Annotated in this window: 14 protein-coding genes; 10 read left to right on the top strand and 4 right to left on the bottom strand. The window is 66.7% G+C overall.

Features of this window, described 5'->3' with window-relative positions; genetic code table 11:
* Positions 1-68 precede the first annotated feature (68 nt).
* Positions 69-1787 carry a gamma-glutamyltransferase gene (gene ggt / locus DI041_RS13850; protein ID WP_136640074.1) on the bottom strand — a complete coding sequence of 573 codons (1719 nt, stop codon included), beginning with the start codon at positions 1785-1787 and terminating at the stop codon, positions 69-71.
* A 733-nt stretch (positions 1788-2520) separates the two neighbouring features.
* Between ggt and ilvC the strand changes: the two genes are divergently transcribed.
* The 9 genes from ilvC (at position 2521) to leuB (ending at position 12168) form a co-directional block, all read left to right on the top strand.
* The gene (gene ilvC / locus DI041_RS13845) at positions 2521-3495 is read left to right on the top strand and encodes a ketol-acid reductoisomerase (RefSeq protein ID WP_136640075.1); all 975 of its coding nucleotides are present in this window, start codon (positions 2521-2523) and stop codon (positions 3493-3495) included.
* 38 nt (positions 3496-3533) lie between these two features.
* Positions 3534-5270, top strand: coding sequence for an acetolactate synthase 2 catalytic subunit (gene ilvG, locus DI041_RS13840; protein ID WP_136640076.1), 1737 nt, complete (start codon positions 3534-3536; stop codon positions 5268-5270).
* Positions 5254-5505 carry an ACT domain-containing protein gene (locus tag DI041_RS13835; RefSeq protein ID WP_012512039.1) on the top strand — a complete coding sequence of 84 codons (252 nt, stop codon included), beginning with the start codon at positions 5254-5256 and terminating at the stop codon, positions 5503-5505. Before ilvG ends, DI041_RS13835 begins: the two co-directional genes overlap by 17 nt.
* Positions 5506-5601: 96 nt before the next feature.
* Positions 5602-6693 (top strand): threonine dehydratase, encoded by a 1092-nt coding sequence (locus DI041_RS13830; protein ID WP_136640140.1) that lies wholly within the window; start codon positions 5602-5604, stop codon positions 6691-6693.
* Complete coding sequence (locus DI041_RS13825) at positions 6690-8276, top strand: 2-isopropylmalate synthase (RefSeq protein ID WP_136638937.1); 1587 nt, start codon at positions 6690-6692, stop codon at positions 8274-8276. The genes DI041_RS13830 and DI041_RS13825 overlap by 4 nt, the downstream gene beginning before the upstream one ends.
* A gap of 10 nt (positions 8277-8286) precedes the next feature.
* On the top strand, positions 8287-9060 hold the full coding sequence (locus tag DI041_RS13820; protein ID WP_136638938.1) for a class I SAM-dependent methyltransferase: 774 nt from the start codon (positions 8287-8289) through the stop codon (positions 9058-9060).
* Positions 9061-9120: 60 nt separating this feature from the next.
* Positions 9121-10539, top strand: a complete 1419-nt coding sequence (gene leuC, locus DI041_RS13815) for a 3-isopropylmalate dehydratase large subunit (RefSeq protein WP_136638939.1) — start codon at positions 9121-9123, stop codon at positions 10537-10539.
* A complete protein-coding gene (leuD, locus tag DI041_RS13810) occupies positions 10539-11117 on the top strand; it encodes a 3-isopropylmalate dehydratase small subunit (RefSeq protein ID WP_136638940.1) in 579 nt (192 codons plus the stop codon). Before leuC ends, leuD begins: the two co-directional genes overlap by 1 nt.
* Positions 11107-12168 carry a 3-isopropylmalate dehydrogenase gene (gene leuB, locus DI041_RS13805; RefSeq protein ID WP_046985268.1) on the top strand — a complete coding sequence of 354 codons (1062 nt, stop codon included), beginning with the start codon at positions 11107-11109 and terminating at the stop codon, positions 12166-12168. Before leuD ends, leuB begins: the two co-directional genes overlap by 11 nt.
* Before the next feature lie 104 nt (positions 12169-12272).
* Here leuB and DI041_RS13800 read toward each other — a convergent pair whose 3' ends face one another.
* Positions 12273-13046, bottom strand: coding sequence for an SDR family oxidoreductase (locus DI041_RS13800; RefSeq protein ID WP_046985267.1), 774 nt, complete (start codon positions 13044-13046; stop codon positions 12273-12275).
* Between the two features lie 115 nt (positions 13047-13161).
* Between DI041_RS13800 and DI041_RS13795 the strand changes: the two genes are divergently transcribed.
* A complete protein-coding gene (locus DI041_RS13795; protein WP_136638941.1) occupies positions 13162-14067 on the top strand; it encodes a LysR family transcriptional regulator in 906 nt (301 codons plus the stop codon).
* 163 nt (positions 14068-14230) lie between these two features.
* Here DI041_RS13795 and DI041_RS13790 read toward each other — a convergent pair whose 3' ends face one another.
* Positions 14231-17392: an efflux RND transporter permease subunit gene (locus DI041_RS13790; protein WP_046985265.1), complete on the bottom strand. Its 3162-nt coding sequence runs from the start codon at positions 17390-17392 to the stop codon at positions 14231-14233.
* Positions 17393-17395: 3 nt separating this feature from the next.
* A complete protein-coding gene (locus tag DI041_RS13785; protein WP_012512046.1) occupies positions 17396-18535 on the bottom strand; it encodes an efflux RND transporter periplasmic adaptor subunit in 1140 nt (379 codons plus the stop codon).
* Positions 18536-18629 lie beyond the last annotated feature (94 nt).

Genomic DNA, 18629 nt, shown 5'->3' with positions numbered 1-18629 from the left:
GCCCAATCACGCAATCCAGCTTCTGAACCGACACCGCAGAGGGGGCTCAGCCCGGTGGCCGGGAAACCTCAATACCCCGCCGCCTGCCCATCCTTTCGACTCTCCGACGCACCGTAATACACCCCGGTCTCGGGATCGCGCATGATCGCCTGGTACCCGCCATACGGACCATCGGCGAACACGATGCGATGCCCCTTGCGCATCAACGCACGCACCGTCTCGTACGGGAAGCCGGTTTCAAGATTCACTTCGCCACCATCGCTCATTGCCGTGGCCTGTCCGGTCGGTTCGGTCGAGCCTTCATGCTGGATGCGCGGCGCATCGCCGGCTTCCTGCAGGTTCATCCCGAAGTCCACCAGGTTCATCACGATCTGTGCGTGGCCTTGCGGCTGCATCGCGCCCCCCATCACGCCGAAGCTCGCGTACGGCTTGCCGCCCTTGGTGATGAAGGCCGGAATGATGGTCTGGAACGGGCGCTTGCCCGGCGCGTAGCCGTTGGGATGATTCTTCTGCAGCACGAACATCTCGCCACGGTCCTGCAGGATGAAGCCCAGCCCCGGCGGCGCCATGCCGCTGCCCATGCCGCGATAATTGGACTGGATCAACGACACCATCATGCCGTCGGCGTCGGCCACGGTCATGTAGATGGTGTCGCCCTGCTCCAGCTGCTTCGGCGTGCCCGGCTGCACTTCCTTCAACGCCTTGTCCATCGAGATCAGCGCGCGGCGCTGCGCGGCGTACTCCTTGGAAATCAGCTTCTGCACCGGTGCCGGCTGGAACGCCATGTCGGCGTAGAAACGCGCGCGGTCGGCGAAGGCCAGCTTCTTCGCTTCAACGAACAGGTGCACATGCTCCGGTGAACCAAACGGGATCTTCGAGAAGTCGTAGCCTTCCAGCACATTGAGGATCTGCAACGCGGCGATGCCCTGGCTGTTCGGCGGCAGTTCCCACACGTCGTAGCCACGGTAGTTGCTGCTGGCCGGCTCGACCCACTCGCCATGATGGTCGGCCATGTCCTGGTAGCTCAGGTAGCCGCCATTGGCCTTGAAGTAGTCACCAATGGTGTGGGCGATGTCGCCCTTGTAGAAGGCATCACGGCCGCCGTCGGCGATCTTCTGCAGGGTGTCGGCAAGGTTCGGGTTCTTCCACATCTCGCCCTTGCGCGGGGCGTGGCCGTTGATCGTGAACTGTTCCTTGAAGCCCGGGTACTGCGACAGCTTGGGCACCGAGCGGTCCCAGTAGTAGGCGATCACTTCAGCCACCGGGTGACCGTCGCGGGCGTAGCGGATGGCCGGTGCCAGGTTGTCGGCCATCGGCTTGCGGCCGAAGCGGTCGTGCAGTGCGAACCAGCCGTCGACAGCGCCCGGTACCGACACCGGCAGTGGACCGGTGGCCGGGATGTCCTTCAGGCCACGGCGCTGGAACTCGGCCAGGGTGAGCGACTTCGGCGAGCGGCCCGAGCCGTTGTAGCCGTACAGCTTCTGCGTCTTCGGGTCCCAGACGATGGCGAACAGGTCGCCGCCGATGCCGTTGCCGGTCGGCTCCATCAGGCCAAGGGCGGCGTTGGCGGCGATCGCGGCATCCACCGCCGAGCCGCCCCCTTTCATCACGTCCAGCGCGATCTGGGTGGCCAGCGGCTGCGAAGTGGCCGCCATCGCGTGCGGGGCGATCACCTCCGATCGGGTGGCGAAGGTATGACCGGTAATGCGGTCAGCGGCAAAGGACAGCGCGGGTACGGCAGCCAGCACGGCGGCGGCGAGCAGGGAACGGGCAAGGCGTCGGGACACGGTCGGGTTCCGATGGAAGGGTGGTTCCCCGATCTTCGCCGCTGCGGCCTTCACGTGGTATCGGGCAGAGGTCATGGACGTTGATTCTGGGGTGGGTGCTGGCCTGGGTCCGCACTGTTCCCGACTTCTGTGTATCCGGTGCGGACCAAGGTCCGCACCCACCAAGGTGAAAATCCGCCGGAATCCGCGCAAAAAACCCGCTGAAAGGAGTGAATTTGGGTTCACCGAAACACTTTCATCGGCAACCATCCTTGTGCTGCAAGCGATTGAACTGGATGCAGCGGCAACCGATGGAAATTCCATCGCAAGGGTTGACATCGCCGAAACGGCTGTGTTTCTCTCGATCACATGTTGCATCACAACACGCCACCGCGAACCCACATCGAAGCCGCCGACACCGGCGCCGCCTCGCTGCGTTCGATTCTTGTGCTCGTACTTATTACCCAACCAACAGGTGCGGGACGAGCCAGCGTGTAAGCAACAAACACACCGGAACTCTTCAAAAACCCGCACCCGTCCAGGTGCGGGTTTTTTCATTTCAGGACCTGGTTTCAGACGCAACCACCATGAACAACGCCACCTTCAAAACCAGGACCAGCACCACCGCGACACCTCGTGGTGGCTGTGCCTGTGCGATGCATGGTGCCTCCCCCACCGCTTTCCCCTGACCGGCCGGTACGTCACTACGACGACCGGCCGTTCTTTTTTCTTCCCACCGCAAGGAACCTCCCCCATGAGCACCAACGACCTGCCCCAGACCAAGATCGCTGTCATCGGCTACGGCAGCCAGGGCCGCGCGCACGCGCTGAACCTGCGTGAATCCGGCTTCGATGTGGTGGTAGGCCTGCGTCCGGGCGGCCCCACCGAGGTCAAGGCACAGGCCGATGGCTTTACCGTGAAGGCACCGGCCGATGCGGTGAAGGATGCCGACCTGGTCGCGGTGCTGACCCCGGACATGGTGCAGAAGAAGCTGTACGAGGACGTGCTGGCACCGAACATGAAGCAGGGCGCGGTGCTGCTGTTCGCGCACGGACTGAATGTGCACTTCGACATGATCAAGCCGCGCGAGGATCTGGACGTGGTGCTGGTCGCACCCAAGGGCCCCGGCGCGCTGGTGCGCCGCGAGTACGAAATCGGTCGCGGCGTGCCCTGCATCTGGGCGGTCTACCAGGACAAGAGCGGCAAGGCCGCCGAGTACGCCCTGGCCTATGCCGCCGGCCTGGGCGGCGCCCGCGCCAACCTGATCCAGACCACCTTCAAGGAAGAGACCGAAACTGATCTGTTCGGTGAGCAGGCGGTGCTGTGCGGCGGTGCATCGGCACTGGTGCAGGCCGGCTTCGAGACGCTGGTGGAAGCCGGTTACCAGCCGGAAATCGCCTACTACGAAGTGCTGCACGAACTGAAGCTGATCGTCGACCTGTTCTACGAAGGCGGCATCTCGCGGATGCTGGAGTTCATCTCCGAGACCGCGCAGTACGGCGACTACGTCAGTGGCCCGCGGGTGATCGACGCCGGTACCAAGGCGCGCATGAAGGAAGTACTGAAGGACATCCAGGACGGCACCTTCACCAAGAACTGGGTAGCCGAGTACGAAGCGGGCCTGCCGAACTACAACAAGTTCAAGCAGGCCGACCTGGAGCACCCGATTGAGAAGGTAGGCAAGGAACTGCGCGCCAAGATGGTCTGGTTGCAAGGACAGGCCGCGTAACCACGCGGCCTCCCCCACCCGCTTTGCAAGGTTCCCCCATGAACTCTTCCACACACCGCAGCGCGCCAGCCAACGGCGCGCGCTGGCTGACCCAGGCGCTGGAGGCCGAAGGCGTCCGCACGCTGTTCGGTTATCCCGGCGGCACCATCATGCCGTTCTACGACGCGCTGGTGGATTCTTCGCTGAAGCACATCCTGGTACGTCATGAGCAGGGCGCGGCGCTGGCTGCCAACGGCTTCGCACGCGCCAGCAACCAGGTCGGCGTCTGCGTGGCCACTTCCGGCCCGGGCGCCTCCAACCTGGTCACCGGCATCGCCGATGCGATGCTCGATTCGGTGCCGATGGTCTGCATCACCGGCCAGGTCGCCACGCCGCTGCTGGGCACCGATGCGTTCCAGGAACTGGACGTGTTCGGCCTGACCATGCCGATCGTCAAGCACAGCTGGCTGGTGCGCAGCGTCGACGACCTGCCGCGCGTGGTCGCCGATGCCTTCCGCATCGCCCGCGAAGGCCGTCCCGGCCCGGTGCTGATCGATCTGCCCAAGGACGTGCAGCTGGCCGATGCCAGCCACCTGCCGGCGCATATGCCGGCCCATGTGGAACCGCCGCCGGCCCCCGCCGACGCGGCCATCGCCGAGGCCATTGCCGCACTGGCGGCGGCCGAAAAACCAGTGGTCTACGCCGGTGGTGGCATCGCACTGGGCGATGCGGTGCAGGATCTGCGTGACTTCGTCGAGGCCAGCGCCATCCCCACCGTGATGACCCTGCGTGGACTGGGCGCGCTGCCGGCCAATCACCCGCACTCGCTGGGCATGCTGGGCATGCACGGCACCCGCGCGGCCAACATGGCGGTGCAGGAAAGTGACCTGCTGCTGGTGCTGGGTGCGCGCTTCGATGATCGTGCCACCGGCAAGCTGGCTGAGTTCGCACCGTTCGCCCGCGTCGTCCACATCGACGCCGACGCCTACGAGATCTCCAAGCTGCGCAGCGCCGATGTCGCCGTGCCCGGCAATGTCGGCCACGCCATCCGTGCCCTGCGTGCGGCCTTTCCCTCCCCCAAGGCCCACCAGGACGCGTGGCGCAAGCGCTGCGCGCAGCATCGCGAACGCTTCACCGCACGCTACGACGCACCCGGCCAGCACATCTACGCACCGGCGCTGCTGAAGCGGTTGAGCGAACTGGCGCCGGCCGATGCGGTGATCGCCTGTGACGTTGGACAGCACCAGATGTGGGTCGCCCAGCATTGCCGCTTCAATCACCCACGCAACCACCTGACCAGTGGCGCGCTGGGAACCATGGGCTTCGGCCTGCCAGCGGCGATGGGTGCGCAGTTCGCCTGCCCCGATCGCGCCGTGGTGCTGGTGTCCGGTGACGGCAGCTTCATGATGAACGTGCAGGAGCTGGCGACCATTGCCCGCTGCCGCCTGCCGGTGAAGATCGTGCTGTTGGACAACAGTTCGCTGGGCATGGTGCGACAGTGGCAGGAACTGTTCTTCGCCGAGCGCTACAGCGAGATCGACCTGTCCGACAACCCGGACTTCGTGGCGCTGGCCAAGGTGTTCGGTATCGCCGCCACCCGCATCGATGCACGCGATGACGTCGAAGGTGGGCTGGCCGCGCTGCTGGCCGAACCGGGCCCGGCGCTGCTGCACGTGGCCATCGATGCACGCGCCAACGTGTGGCCGCTGGTGCCGCCGAACACCGCCAACAGCACGATGCTGGAAAGCAACCCCGCCCATGCCCGCCAGGAGATCCCCAATGCAATACCGGCTTGACCTGGTGCTGCACCCGGCCGAAGGAGCGCTGCTGCGCGTGATCGGCATGGCCGAGCGTCGCGGCTTCGCACCGTGCGCGATCAGCGGTGCGCCGGTGGCCGCCGATGATGGTCGCTGGCACCTGCAGCTGGTGGTGGATGGCCAGCGCCCGGCGGAAACGCTGTGCCGGCAGATGGAAAAGATCTACGACTGCGTGTCGGTGCAGATGACCGCACTGGAAGGAGTATCCGCATGAACACCCGTACCGTTTCCAACACGGTGCCGGTACGGAGGCGTCTTCTTCGCCGCCCGTCCCCGCACGCGGTGGTCGCCTGCCCCTCGCTGGTGGTCCATGCCGGGCGCTGACACCAGCAAGGAAAGCGATGTCGGCGACGTAAGCGTCGCCGACGTACTGGCAGCGCAGGCACGCCTGCGCCGCTTCCTGCCGCCCACGCCGCTGCACCATGCCGAGCGCTTCGGCACCTGGCTGAAGCTTGAAAACCTGCAGCGCACCGGCTCCTACAAGGTGCGCGGTGCGCTCAACGCGCTGCTGGCCGGGCGCGAGCGCGGCGACACCCGTCCGGTGATCTGCGCCTCGGCCGGCAACCATGCCCAGGGCGTGGCCTGGGCCGCCTACCGCCTGGACGTACCGGCCATCACCGTGATGCCGCACGGCGCGCCGGCCACCAAGATCGCCGGCGTCGCCCACTGGGGCGCGACCGTGCGCCAGCATGGCAACAGCTATGACGAGGCCTACGCGTTCGCGGTTGAACTGGCGCAGCGCCACGGCTACCGCTTCCTGTCCGCCTTCGACGATGCCGACGTGATCGCCGGCCAGGGCACGGTCGGCATCGAGCTGGCCGCGCACGCGCCGGACGTGGTGATCGTGCCGATCGGCGGCGGCGGGCTGGCCTCCGGCGTTGCGTTGGCGCTGAAGTCGCAGGGCGTACGCGTCGTCGGTGCGCAGGTGGAAGGTGTCGATTCGATGGCACGCGCGATCCGCGGTGACGTGCGCGAGATCGCCCCCGTTGCCTCGCTGGCCGATGGCGTGCGGGTGAAGATCCCCGGCTTCCTGACCCGCCGCCTGTGCACCTCGCTGCTGGACGACGTAGTGATCGTGCGCGAGGCTGAGCTGCGCGAAACCCTGGTCCGCCTGGCGCTGGAAGAACACATCATCGCCGAGGGCGCCGGTGCGCTGGCATTGGCCGCCGGCCGCCGCGTCGCCGGCCGCCGCAAATGCGCGGTGGTCTCCGGCGGCAACATCGATGCCGGCGTACTGGCCGGCCTGCTCACCGACATCCGCCCACGCCCACCGCGCAAACCGCGGCGACGGCGCAGTGAATCCCCGCGCTCGCCCAGCAAGGCCAGCGCCATCGTTCCCCCCACCTCTTCCCCTTCCCCCCTGCAAGCCGTCACGCCCGCTGTCGAGGAGATTTCCCTGTGACCACCATCGAACGAATTACCACCCCGCGCATCCGCATCTTCGACACCACCCTGCGTGACGGCGAGCAGTCCCCCGGCTGCAGCATGAGCCCGCCGCAGAAGCTGGTGATGGCGCGTGCGCTGGACGAACTGGGCGTGGACATCATCGAGACCGGCTTCCCGGCCAGCTCGCAGTCCGACCGCGAAGCAATGGCGCTGATCGGCCGCGAACTGCGCCGCCCGAGCCTGAGCCTGGCGGTGCTGTCGCGCTGCCTGCAGGCCGACATCGAGACCTCCGCACGTGCCCTGGAGGCCGCTGCCAACCCGCGCCTGCACGTGTTCCTGTCGACCAGCCCGCTGCACCGCGAGCACAAGCTGCGGATGACCCGCGAGCAGGTACTGGAGTCGGTACGCAAGCACGTATCGCTGGCACGTTCGTATATCGACGACGTGGAGTTCTCCGCCGAGGACGCCACCCGCACCGAACTGGACTACCTGATCGAGGTCTCGCGCGTGGCGATCGCTGCCGGCGCCACCACCATCAACCTGCCCGACACCGTCGGCTTCACCACGCCGGAAGAGATCCGCACGATGTTCCAGCAGGTCATCGCTGGCGTCGCCGATGTGCCGAACGCAGCCAACGTGATCTTCAGCGCCCACTGCCACAACGACCTGGGCCTGGCCGTGGCCAACTCGCTGGCCGCCGTCGAAGGCGGCGCGCGCCAGGTCGAATGCACCGTCAACGGCATCGGTGAGCGCGCCGGCAACTGCTCGCTGGAAGAGATCGCGATGGTGCTGAAGGTGCGCCAGGCCTTCTACGAGCAGGACAGTTCGATCAACACCCCGCGCATCGTCGGCACCTCGCAGCTGCTGCAGCGCCTGGTCGGCATGCCGGTACAGCGCAACAAGGCCATCGTCGGCGCCAACGCGTTCGCCCACGAATCGGGCATCCACCAGCACGGCATGCTGCGCCACCGCGGCACCTACGAAATCATGCGTCCGGAAGACGTGGGCTGGGAGGATTCGCAGATGGTGCTGGGCCGCCACAGTGGCCGCGCCGCCGTCGAAGCGCGCCTGCGTGCGCTGGGCTTCTGGCTGGACGAAGACGAACTGAAGCTGGTGTTCGAGCAGTTCAAGGGCCTGTGCGAGCAACAGCGCGTGGTCACCGATGCCGACCTGCAGACGCTGATGCAGGGCGGTTCCACCACGCAAGGCTATCGCCTGGCGTCGATGACCATCAGCGACGTCGGCAGCCGCGCCAATGCGCTGGTCGAACTGTCCGACCCGGACGGTAACCGCGTGGCCGAGACCGCGCAGGGCGACGGCCCGGTCGATGCGCTGTTCGGCGCGCTGTCGGCGGCCACTGGCGTGCAGCTGATGCTGGACAGCTACCACGTGCACAGCGTCGGCATCGGCGCCGATGCGCGCGGCGAAGCCAACCTGAGCGTACGCCACGAAGGCGTGGAGTACGACGGCACCGGCACCAGCAAGGACATCATCGAAGCCTCCGCGCTGGCCTGGCTGGACGTGGCCAACCGCCTGCTGCGCCAGCGCCAGGCCAGCGCCCCCAGCAGCACCGACGTTGCCGCCCCCGCCACCGCCTGAGGAACCCGACATGAGCGCCTTCGACACCACGGCACTGCCCGCAGGGCAGCACTGGAATGCCCAGGATTATGCAATCGACGCCGGCTTCGTGCCGCTGCTCGGCGGCGCGGTATCGCGCCTGCTCGACCCGCGCGCCGGTGAACGCATCCTCGACCTGGGCTGTGGCGACGGCGTGCTCAGCACTGAGTTGGCGCTCAGCGGTGCGCGCATCCACGGTGTGGATGCTTCGCCGGAGCTGGTGATCGCCGCACGTGCACGCGGCGTCGATGCGCAGGTGATGGACGGCCACGCGCTGTCGTTCGACAGTGAGTTCGATGCGGTGTTCAGCAACGCGGCACTGCATTGGATGAGCAACCCCGACCGGGTGATGGAAGGTGTGCGCCGCGCACTGCGCCCAGGCGGCCGCTTCGTTGCCGAGTTCGGCGGCCATGGCAACGTGGCCACGATCATTGCCGCGGTGCAGGCCGCACGCGTGGCCCATGGCCACGGCGCCAGCGCATTCCAGTGGTACTTCCCTACTGCCGACGCCTATGCCGACCGCCTGCGCCAGCATGGCTTCCAGGTTCAACTGATCGAGTGCACGCCGCGCCCGACCGCACTGCCGACCGGCGTGGCCGGCTGGCTGCGGGTGTTCGCTGCGCCACTGCTGGACGATCTGCCGGCGGAGGCACGCGCCACCGTGCGCGAGGCCGCTGCCGCCCTGCTGGCCGAGCTGCCGCGCGATGCCGCCGGCCAGCCGCTGGCCGACTATGTGCGGTTGCGGGTACTTGCCCGTCGCCGCTGACGTGATCCATTCGTTATCTTTTCCGATGTTCGCAACTTCGTACTTCTGCCAGGCACACGCATGACTTCCGCACCCCGCACCCTGTACGACAAACTGTGGGACGCCCACGTGGTTGTCCCCGAATCCGACAGCGCGCCCGCCGTGCTGTACATCGACCTGCACCTGATCCACGAGGTGACCTCGCCGCAGGCATTCACCGAGCTGCGCGAGCGCGGCCTGGCTCCGCGGCGACCGGATCGCACCAAGGCGACGATGGACCACTCCACGCCGACCCTGCCTGCCGGTGCCGACGGCACGCTGCCCTATGCCAGCGCCGCCTCCGAAGCCCAGGTCGCCACGCTGGCGCGCAACTGCGCCGAGCACGGCATCGAACTGTTCGACATGGCCTCGGACAATCGCGGCATCGTTCATGTGATCGCCCCTGAGCAGGGTTTCACCCAGCCGGGCATGACCATCGTCTGTGGTGACAGCCATACCTCCACCCACGGTGCATTCGGTTCGCTGGCCTTCGGCATCGGCACCAGTGAAGTCGGCCACGTGCTGGCCACGCAGTGCCTGCTGCAGCGCAAGGCGAAGACCTTTGCGATCACCGTAGATGGCCCGCTGGCGCCCGGCGTCGGCGCCAAGGACGTGGTCCTGCACATCATCGGCGTGATCGGCGTCAACGGCGGCACCGGCCACGTGATCGAGTTCCGTGGCAGCACCATCGAAGCGATGGACATGGAACAGCGCATGACCCTGTGCAACATGTCGATCGAGGCGGGCGCGCGCGCCGGCATGGTCGCGCCGGACCAGGTGACGTTCGATTTCGTCGCCGCCACCCCGCGCGGCCCCAAGGGTTCCGACTTCGAGGCGGCCGTCGCACGCTGGACGCAACTGCGCAGCGACGAAGGCGCGCGCTTCGACAGCGAGGTGCATATCGACGCCGCCGATATCCGCCCGACGCTGACCTGGGGCACCCATCCCGGCACCGCCATCGCGGTGGATGCGCCGATCCCGGCGGCCAACGATGCCGCCGCGCAGAAGGGCCTGGATTACATGCACTTCCAGGCGGGACAGACGCTGGCCGGCACGCCGGTGGACGTGGTGTTCGTGGGCTCCTGCACCAATGGCCGGCTGAGCGACATGCGCGAAGTGGCACAGGTGCTGCGCGGCCGTCGCGTCGCCGAGCGCGTGCGCATGCTGGTGGTGCCTGGTTCTGAGATCGTCAAGCGCCAGGCCGAGGCCGAAGGCATCCATGAGATCGTGCGCGCGGCCGGTGCCGAATGGCGCGAACCGGGCTGTTCTATGTGCATCGCCATGAATGGCGACCTGGTCGCCCCCGGCCAACTGGCGGTCAGCACCAGCAACCGCAATTTCGAGGGCCGCCAAGGCCCGGGCTCGCGCACCCTGTTGGCCTCGCCGATGAGTGCTGCCTGGGCCGCGGTGCAGGGCCACGTTGCCGATGCCCGTGAACTGTTCGCCCAGGAGGTGGCCTGATGAGCGGCTTCCGCACCCTGAGCTCGGCCAGCGTGGTGCTGCGCCAGACCAACATCGACACCGACCAGATCATTCCGGCGCGGTTCCTGTCCACCACCGAACGTGCTGGCCTGGGCCGCAATGCGTTCAACGACTGGCGCTGGCAGGCCGATGGCTCGCCCGTGGCGGACTTCGCCTTCAACCAACCGCACAATGCCGGCCGCAGCATCCTGCTGGCGGGCCGCAACTTCGGCTGCGGTTCCTCGCGCGAGCATGCACCGTGGGCGCTGACCGACCTCGGCCTGCGTGCCATTGTCAGCAGCGAGATCGCCGACATCTTCCGTGGCAACTCGCTGAAGAACGGCCTGCTGCCGATCGTGCTGGACGAGGCCGATGTGCAGGCGCTGATGCAGCGCCCGGACGATGAACTGACCATCGACGTGGCCAGCCGCGAACTGCGCACGCCCGATGGTCGCGTCTATTCCTTCCCGCTGGATGGTTTCTCGCAGACCTGCCTGCTGGAAGGTGTCGACCAGTTGGGGTATCTGTTGGGCCGTGTCCCTGAAATCGAACGTTACGAGAGTGAGCATGCACGCTGAGATTGTTGTCCTGCCCGGTGATGGCATCGGCCCGGAAGTGGCCGCCGCGGCAGTCGCCGTCCTGAAGGCCGTCGCCGAACGTTTCAACCACACCTTTGCCTTCAGCGAACACGATATCGGTGGCATTGCCATCGATCGCCATGGTGAACCGCTGCCCGCCTCCACCCTGGCTGCCTGCCAGGCTGCCAACGCGGTACTGCTGGGTGCGGTCGGTGGCCCCAAGTGGTCCGACCCGAACGCCAAGGTGCGCCCGGAACAGGGCCTGTTGGCGATCCGCAAGGCGCTGGGCCTGTACGCCAACCTGCGCCCGGTGCGAACCCATGAAGCCGCGCTGCACGCCTCGCCGATCAAGGCCGAGCTGTTGCAGGGGGTGGACTTCGTGGTCGTGCGCGAACTGACCGGCGGCATCTACTTCGGCGACAAGACCCGCGACGCCGACAGCGCCAGCGATCTGTGCCGCTACACCGTGGTGGAAATCGAGCGCGTGCTGCGCAGTGCCTTCCGCCTGGCGCAGCAGCGTCGCGGCAAGGTCACCTCGGTGGACAAGGCCAATGTGCTGGAAACCTCGCGCCTGTGGCGTGACGTGGCCGCGCGCATCGGCCGCGAGGAATTCCCCGACGTTGAACTGGAGCACCAGCTGGTCGATTCGATGGCGATGCACCTGCTGGCCAAGCCGCGCGAGTATGACGTGATCGTCACCGAGAACATGTTCGGCGACATCCTCACCGACGAGGCCTCGATGCTGGCCGGCTCGCTGGGCCTGCTGCCGTCGGCATCGCTGGGCGAGCCGGGCGCGGTCGGCATCTACGAACCCATCCACGGTTCGGCGCCGGATATCGCCGGTAAGGGCATCGCCAATCCCTACGCAACGATCTTCAGTGCGGCGATGCTGCTGCGCCATTCGCTGGGCCTGGAAGCAGAAGCCGCTGCGGTGGAAGCCGCGGTACATGCGGTGCTGGATGACGGCGTGTTCACTGCCGACCTGGCCGCGAAGGGAACGGCGGTGAGTACCGCCGCCGCCACGGATGCGGTGCTGGCGAAGCTCGCCTGATCCATCCGGCGGTACCTGTAGAGCCGAGCCATGCTCGGCTCATGCAACAGCAGTCGAGCATGGCGCGACGCCTCAGGTCCGCCGCAATCGCGGGTGATTCGTCTCTACTTGGTGGTGTAACCGCCATTGACCAGGATGGTCTGGCCAGTCATCCACCAGCCGTCGGTGACCAGGAAGCGGATCCACGGCACGATGTCGGCGATGTCGGTCAGGCCGGTGCGGGTGAATGCCGACAGCGCCGCCGCCGTCTTGTGGTACGCCTGCGCATCGGCGCTCTCGGCAGGATAGAAGAACGGCGTGTCCATCGGACCGGGGCCGATCGCGGTCACCGAGATACCGCGCTCACCGAATTCCTTCGAGGCCGCACGGGTGAAATGCTCCACCGGCGCCTTGGTGCCGGCATAACTGGAATAGAACGGCGTGAACGCTCCCAGCAAAGAGGTGACCAGGGTGCAGATGCGACCGCCGTCATTGACGTTTCGACCGGCTTCCTTGAGGAAGAAGAACGCGGTCTTCGCATTGACCGCGCTCATCTCGTCGTACTCGGCTTCGCTGATCTCCAGCATCGGCTTCTTCAGCACCTTGCCAACGGTGTTGATGGCGATGTCCGGCCGGCCGACTGCAGCCACGGCATCGGCGAACAAGCGTTCCATCGCCGCCGCCGAGGTCAGGTCGCCCTGCAGGGCCACGGCCTTGCTGCCGACGGCCTGTACAGCGGCCACGGTTGCTTCCGCATCAGCCTGGGTGGCGGCGCTGTTGTAGTGGATGACGATGGCCTTGGCACCCTGGCTGGCAAAGTCGCGGGCCAGCAGCCCGCCCAGGTTCTTGGCACCGCCAGCGATCAGCACGGTCTTGCCCTTGAGGGAATGGTCAGTCATGGCTTGGTCTCGGGGAGGGGTTGCCCGGGATGGCAACCTGCCCTGATGACGATATCGTGCAGAAAATCCGGATAAAGCCCGCTACATTGACTTAACTTTCCAGAGCCAGCGAACAATGGACCGGATCGATCGCTTCCGCATCTTCACCCGGGTGGTGGAGTGCGCCAGCTTCACCCGTGCCGCCGACCAGCTCGGCCTGCCCCGCTCCACGGTATCGGCGGCCATCGCCGAACTGGAGCAGCGGCTCGGCACCCGCCTGCTGCAGCGCTCAACCCGACGGGTGTCCACCACCCACGACGGCGACGTGTTCCATGCCCGCTGCCTGCGCCTGATCGCCGAGGTTGAAGACGCCGAATCGCTGTTCCGACAGGACGATGCGCAGCCGGCGGGCCTGCTGAAGATCGACGTGCCCAGCCGCATCGGCCGTCGCATCCTCGCCCCTGCTCTGCCGGATTTCTTTGCGCGCTACCCGCAGGTGGAACTGGACCTGGGCATGACCGATCGCGCGGTGAACCTGATCGAGGACGGTTGCGATGCCGTACTGCGGGTTGGCCACCTGGGTGACTCCAGCCTGGTGGCACGCACGCTGGGCCAGCTCGACTTCGTCAACGTTGCCGCACCCAGTTACCTGCGTGAGCACGGAGTGCCGCAGCATCCCGCGGATCTGCCGCAGCACCGCGCAGTGAACTATGCCTCACCAACAACGGCACGGGTGGAACCGTGGGAGTGGCAGGACGGCAGCCAGCTGCGTACGCAGCCGATGCCCGGCTGGGTGCGGGTGAACAGCGCCGAGGCGTCGATTGCCTGTTGCGTGGCGGGGCTGGGGCTGCTGCAGATTCCGCGTTACGACGTGCAGGCGGAACTGCACTCCGGCGCGCTGGTGGAGGTGATGCCGCAGTACGTGGCGCAATCGTTGCCGGTGACCCTGCTGCAGCCGCATCGGCAGCATCGTGCGCAACGCATGCAGGTGTTCATCGAATGGCTGCTGCCACTGCTGCGGAACAGCCTGCAGCTGCAGTAGATCACGCAATGCGTGGATACATGCCGCAGTGCCAACCAAGGTTGGCACCTACCAGGCCCACGGCGATAGATCCACGCCATGCGTGGATGTGCACATCGTGGATGGGGTCGGATCCCTTTCCCAGCGGGAAAGGGATCCGACCCCGGCCGCAGAACCCGGGGCGTCACGCCCCGGATTCGTCCGGCTTGACCCGGAACCACGCTGCATACAGCGCCGGCAGGAACACCAGCGTCAGGACCGTGCCGACAATCAATCCACCCATGATCGAAATCGCCATCGAGCCATAGAACGCACTGCGCGAGAGCGGAATCATTGCCAGCACGGCCGCCAATGCAGTCAGCACGATCGGGCGGAAACGGCGCACCGTCGCATCGATGATCGAATGCCAGCGGTCATGCCCGGCGTCGATATCCTGCTGGATCTGGTCGATCAGGATCACCGAGTTGCGCATGATCATGCCGGCCAGCGCGATCGTGCCCAGCAGCGCCACGAAGCCGAACGGGGCGCGGAACAGCAGCAGGAACAACGTGGCACCAATGATGCCCAGCGGCGCGGTCACCAGCACCATCGCCGCGCGCGAGAAGCTGCGCAGCTGCAGCATCAGCAGCGTGGCCACCACGATCAGGAACAACGGCATGCCGGCCTTGATCGAATTCTGCCCACGTGCCGAATCTTCCACCGAGCCACCGGTTTCCAGCAGGTAGCCACTAGGCAGTTCGGCACGGATGCCGTCCAGCGTTGGCACGATCTGCTGCACCACGTCCAGCGCCTGCATGCCGTCGCTGATGTCGGCACGCACGGTCACCGTCGGCAGGCGGTTGCGATGCCAGATGATGCCGTCCTCGAAGGCGTATTCCAGGCGCGCGACCTGCGACAGCGTCACCGCCGTGCCGCTGCTGGTGGGCATCGCCAGGCTGCCGATCAGGTCCAGCTGCGCGCGCTCGTTGTCCGGGCCACGCAGCAGCATCTCGATCTGGCGGTTGCCTTCGCGGTAGGTGCTGACGCTCATGCCCGACAGCGAACTGCTGAGGAACTGGCTGACCTGCGCGCTGCTGACGCCCAGTGCACGTGCTCGGTCCTGGTCGATCACCAACCGCACCACTTTGCTCGGCTCGCTCCAGTCCAGATTGACGTTCATCACGTGCGGGTTCTCCCGTACCTTGGCCTCGACCTGGCGCGCGATCGCCTGCACCTGTGCGATGTGCTCGCCGGATACACGCATCTGCACCGGGTAGCCGACCGGCGGGCCGTTCTCAAGCCGGGTCACGCGCATCTGCACGTCCGGGAACTGCTTGATCACGTCCTTCAGCATCCAGTCGCGGGTCGCTTCGCGGGCCTTGGCGTCTTCGGTGAGCACCACGAACTGGGCGAAGTTGGTCGCCGGCAGCTGCTGGTCCAGCGGCAGGTAGAAGCGCGGCGAACCGGTGCCGACGTAGGCCACGTAGTTGCTGATGCCCTCGCGCTGCTTCAGCAGCTTTTCCAGCTTGCTGGCCTGCGCCTGGGTGGCGGCCAGCGATGCGCCTTCGGCCAGTTCGATGTCCACCATCAGTTCGGGCCGGGTGGAATCGGGGAAGAACTGCTGCGGCACGAAGCGGAACAGCATCAGCGAGCCGATGAACAGCGCGATGGTCGCACCGATCACCCACCAGCGATGGCGCAGGCAGGTATCCAGGAAAGCCCGGAAGCGGGTATAGAACGGCCGCTGGTACGGGTCATGGTCGTGCGCATGCTCCTTCGGAGCGATCCAGCGCGCGAGCGCCGGATGGCGGTCGGCCCACTGCAGGCGCTTGGCACGCCAGCGACCGGCCAGGCTGTCCGGCTTGGGCAGCTGCGGATTGAACAGGTCCGGCAGCATCTTGTCGCCCAGGTACGGGATGAACAGCACCGCTGCGATCCAGGACACCACCAGGGCGATGGTCACCACCTGGAACAGCGAACGGGTGTACTCGCCAGTGCTTGAGGCCGCCGTTGCAATGGGCAGGAAGCCGGCCGCGGTGATCAGCGTGCCGGTCAGCATCGGGAACGCGGTCGATTCCCAGGCAAAACTGGCCGCACGCAGGCGATCGTAGCCCTGCTCCATCTTGGTGGCCATCATCTCCACCGCGATGATCGCATCGTCCACCAGCAGGCCCAGCGCCAGCACCAGCGCGCCCAGCGAGATCTTGTGCAGTCCGATGTCGAAGTAGTGCATGACGAAGAAGGTCATCGCCAGCACCAGCGGAATGGTCACGCCCACCACCAGGCCGGTGCGCAGGCCCAGCGAGAAGAAGCTGACCAGCAGCACGATCACCACCGCTTCGGTCAGCACCTGCACGAACTCACCCACCGACTCTTCCACCGCGTGCGGCTGGTCGGACACCTTGCGCAGCTGCATGCCGGCCGGCAGGGTCTTCTGCAGCCGCTCGAACTCGGCATCCAGGGTGGCACCAAGTTTCAGGATGTCGCCGCCATCCTTCATCGCCACCGCCAGGCCGATCGCATCCTGGCCCATGAAGCGCATCTTCGGCGAGGCCGGATCGGCAAAGCCACGCTTCACCTCGGCGATGTCGCCCAGGTGCAAGGTCCGCTCGCCGGCCTGGATCGGGAACTTACGGATGTCTTCGATCGAATCGAACTGGCCGGTCACGCGCAGCTGCACGCGATCGGTCGGGGTCTCGAAGAAGCTGGTGGCGGTCACCGCGTTCTGGTCGGCCAACGCCTGCTGCACCTGCTGCAGCGACACGCCCAGCGTGGCCAGCTTGGTGTTGGACAGTTCGATCCAGACCTTCTCGTCCTGCAGGCCGACCAGGTCGATCTTGCCGACGTCGGGCACGCGCTGCAGTTCCAGCTGGATGCGGTCGGCATAGTCGCGCATCACCGCGTAGTCGAAGCCTTCGCCGGTCAGCGCATAGATGTTGCCGAAGGTATCGCCGAACTCATCGTTGTAGAACGGCCCGACGATCTCGCGCGGCAGCGTCGCCTTGATGTCACCCACGCGCTTGCGCACCTGGTACCAGAGATCGGGAATCTGCTTGGAACGCAGGCTGTCGCGGGCCATGAAGATCACCTGCGATTCGCCCGGGCGGGAGTACGAGCGGATGAACTCGTACTCGCCGGTGTTCATCAGCGCCTTCTCGATCGGCTCGGTTACCTGCCGCGAGACCTGCTCGGCGGTGGCGCCAGGCCACATTGTGCGCACCACCATCGCCTTGAAGGTGAAGGGTGGATCTTCAGACTGACCCAAGTGCTTGTAGGACCAGGCGCCGATGACGGCGAAAGCCAGCATCGCAAACAGCACCAGCGGGCGATTGCCCAACGCCCATTCGGAGAGATTGAAGCGGCGCACGGATCAGTGCCCCTTGCCTGCGGCCGGCGCAGCGGCCGGCGTGGCCGCCGGTGCCAGCACCGGACGATTCTGGCGGTCGACCGGCGTCACCACCTGGCCTTCGCGCAGCAGATGGCCGCCGGCAGCCACCACCCAGTCACCCGCGGCCACGCCGGACAGCACCGGCACCGCCTGCGCACCATAGGCACCGACCGTCACCGGGGTGGCCTTCAGCGCACCATTGGACGGATTGACCACCCACACGCTGGCCTTGCCATCACTGCCGCGCAGCACCGAGCCGAGCGGCAGCTGCAGGGTGCCATTGCGGCCAGCCGCGGCGAACACCCGCGCGCTCTGGCCCAGTTCGACTTCGCTCAAGGCTTCCGGCGCCAGGCTGACCCGCGTGGCATAGGTGCGCGCCTGCGCGTCGGCGGCCGGCGCGATCTCGCGCAGGGTGCCCGGCAGCAGCTGGCCCGGGCGGTTCCACAGTTCCACCTGCACCGGCTGCCCGACCTTGTAATCACGGATGTTGCTTTCCGGCAGCGCGATCAGCACTTCGCGGCCACCATCTGCGGCCAGGGTGAACACCGTCTGCCCGGCACTGACCACCTGCCCGGCTTCGGCCTGGCGGCTGGCGATCACGCCGTCGGCCGGCGCGCGCAGCTGCGCGTACTCGGCCTGGTTGCGGGCCACCGCCAGGTTGGCGCGGGCGGCATTGGCCTGGCCCTGCGCGGCCTTGAACGCGGCGGTCTGCTGGTCCAGCGCCGAGCGGCTGACAAGTTGGTCCTCGGCCAGCTTGGCGTAGCGCTTCTGGTCATCGCGGGCGCGCACCAGGTCGGCTTCCGCCGCCGCCAGCTGCGCCTGCGAGGCGGCTGCCTGCGAGGCGTAGTCGGCCACGTCCAGCTCGGCCAGCAGCTGGCCCTTCTTCACGCGCTGCCCGGCGTCAACATGACGCTTGATCAGGTTGCCGCCGACCCGGAACGACAGCGGGCTCTCCTGGCGGGCGCGTACCTCGCCGGGGTAGGCCGCCGGCGCCTGTCCGTCCTGCGTGGTGGGATGCACCACCAGCACCGGAATGGCCGCCACCGGTTCGGCGGCCTGCCTGCCACAGGCTGCCACCACCACCGCCAGCACGCCAACACCCAACCAACGCATGTTCTTCATGAGGTACAAGACCTGAAAAGGGGATCCGGGGGAACGCGTCGGCAACATACTGTTGCGACACGGACATTAGTGAACCAGTCGGTATAGTATAAAT

This window comes from Stenotrophomonas maltophilia (genome assembly GCF_004920835.1).
GTDB classification, from domain to species: Bacteria; Pseudomonadota; Gammaproteobacteria; order Xanthomonadales; family Xanthomonadaceae; genus Stenotrophomonas; species Stenotrophomonas maltophilia_AQ.
This window is presented reverse-complemented; position numbering and strand designations above follow the sequence as displayed.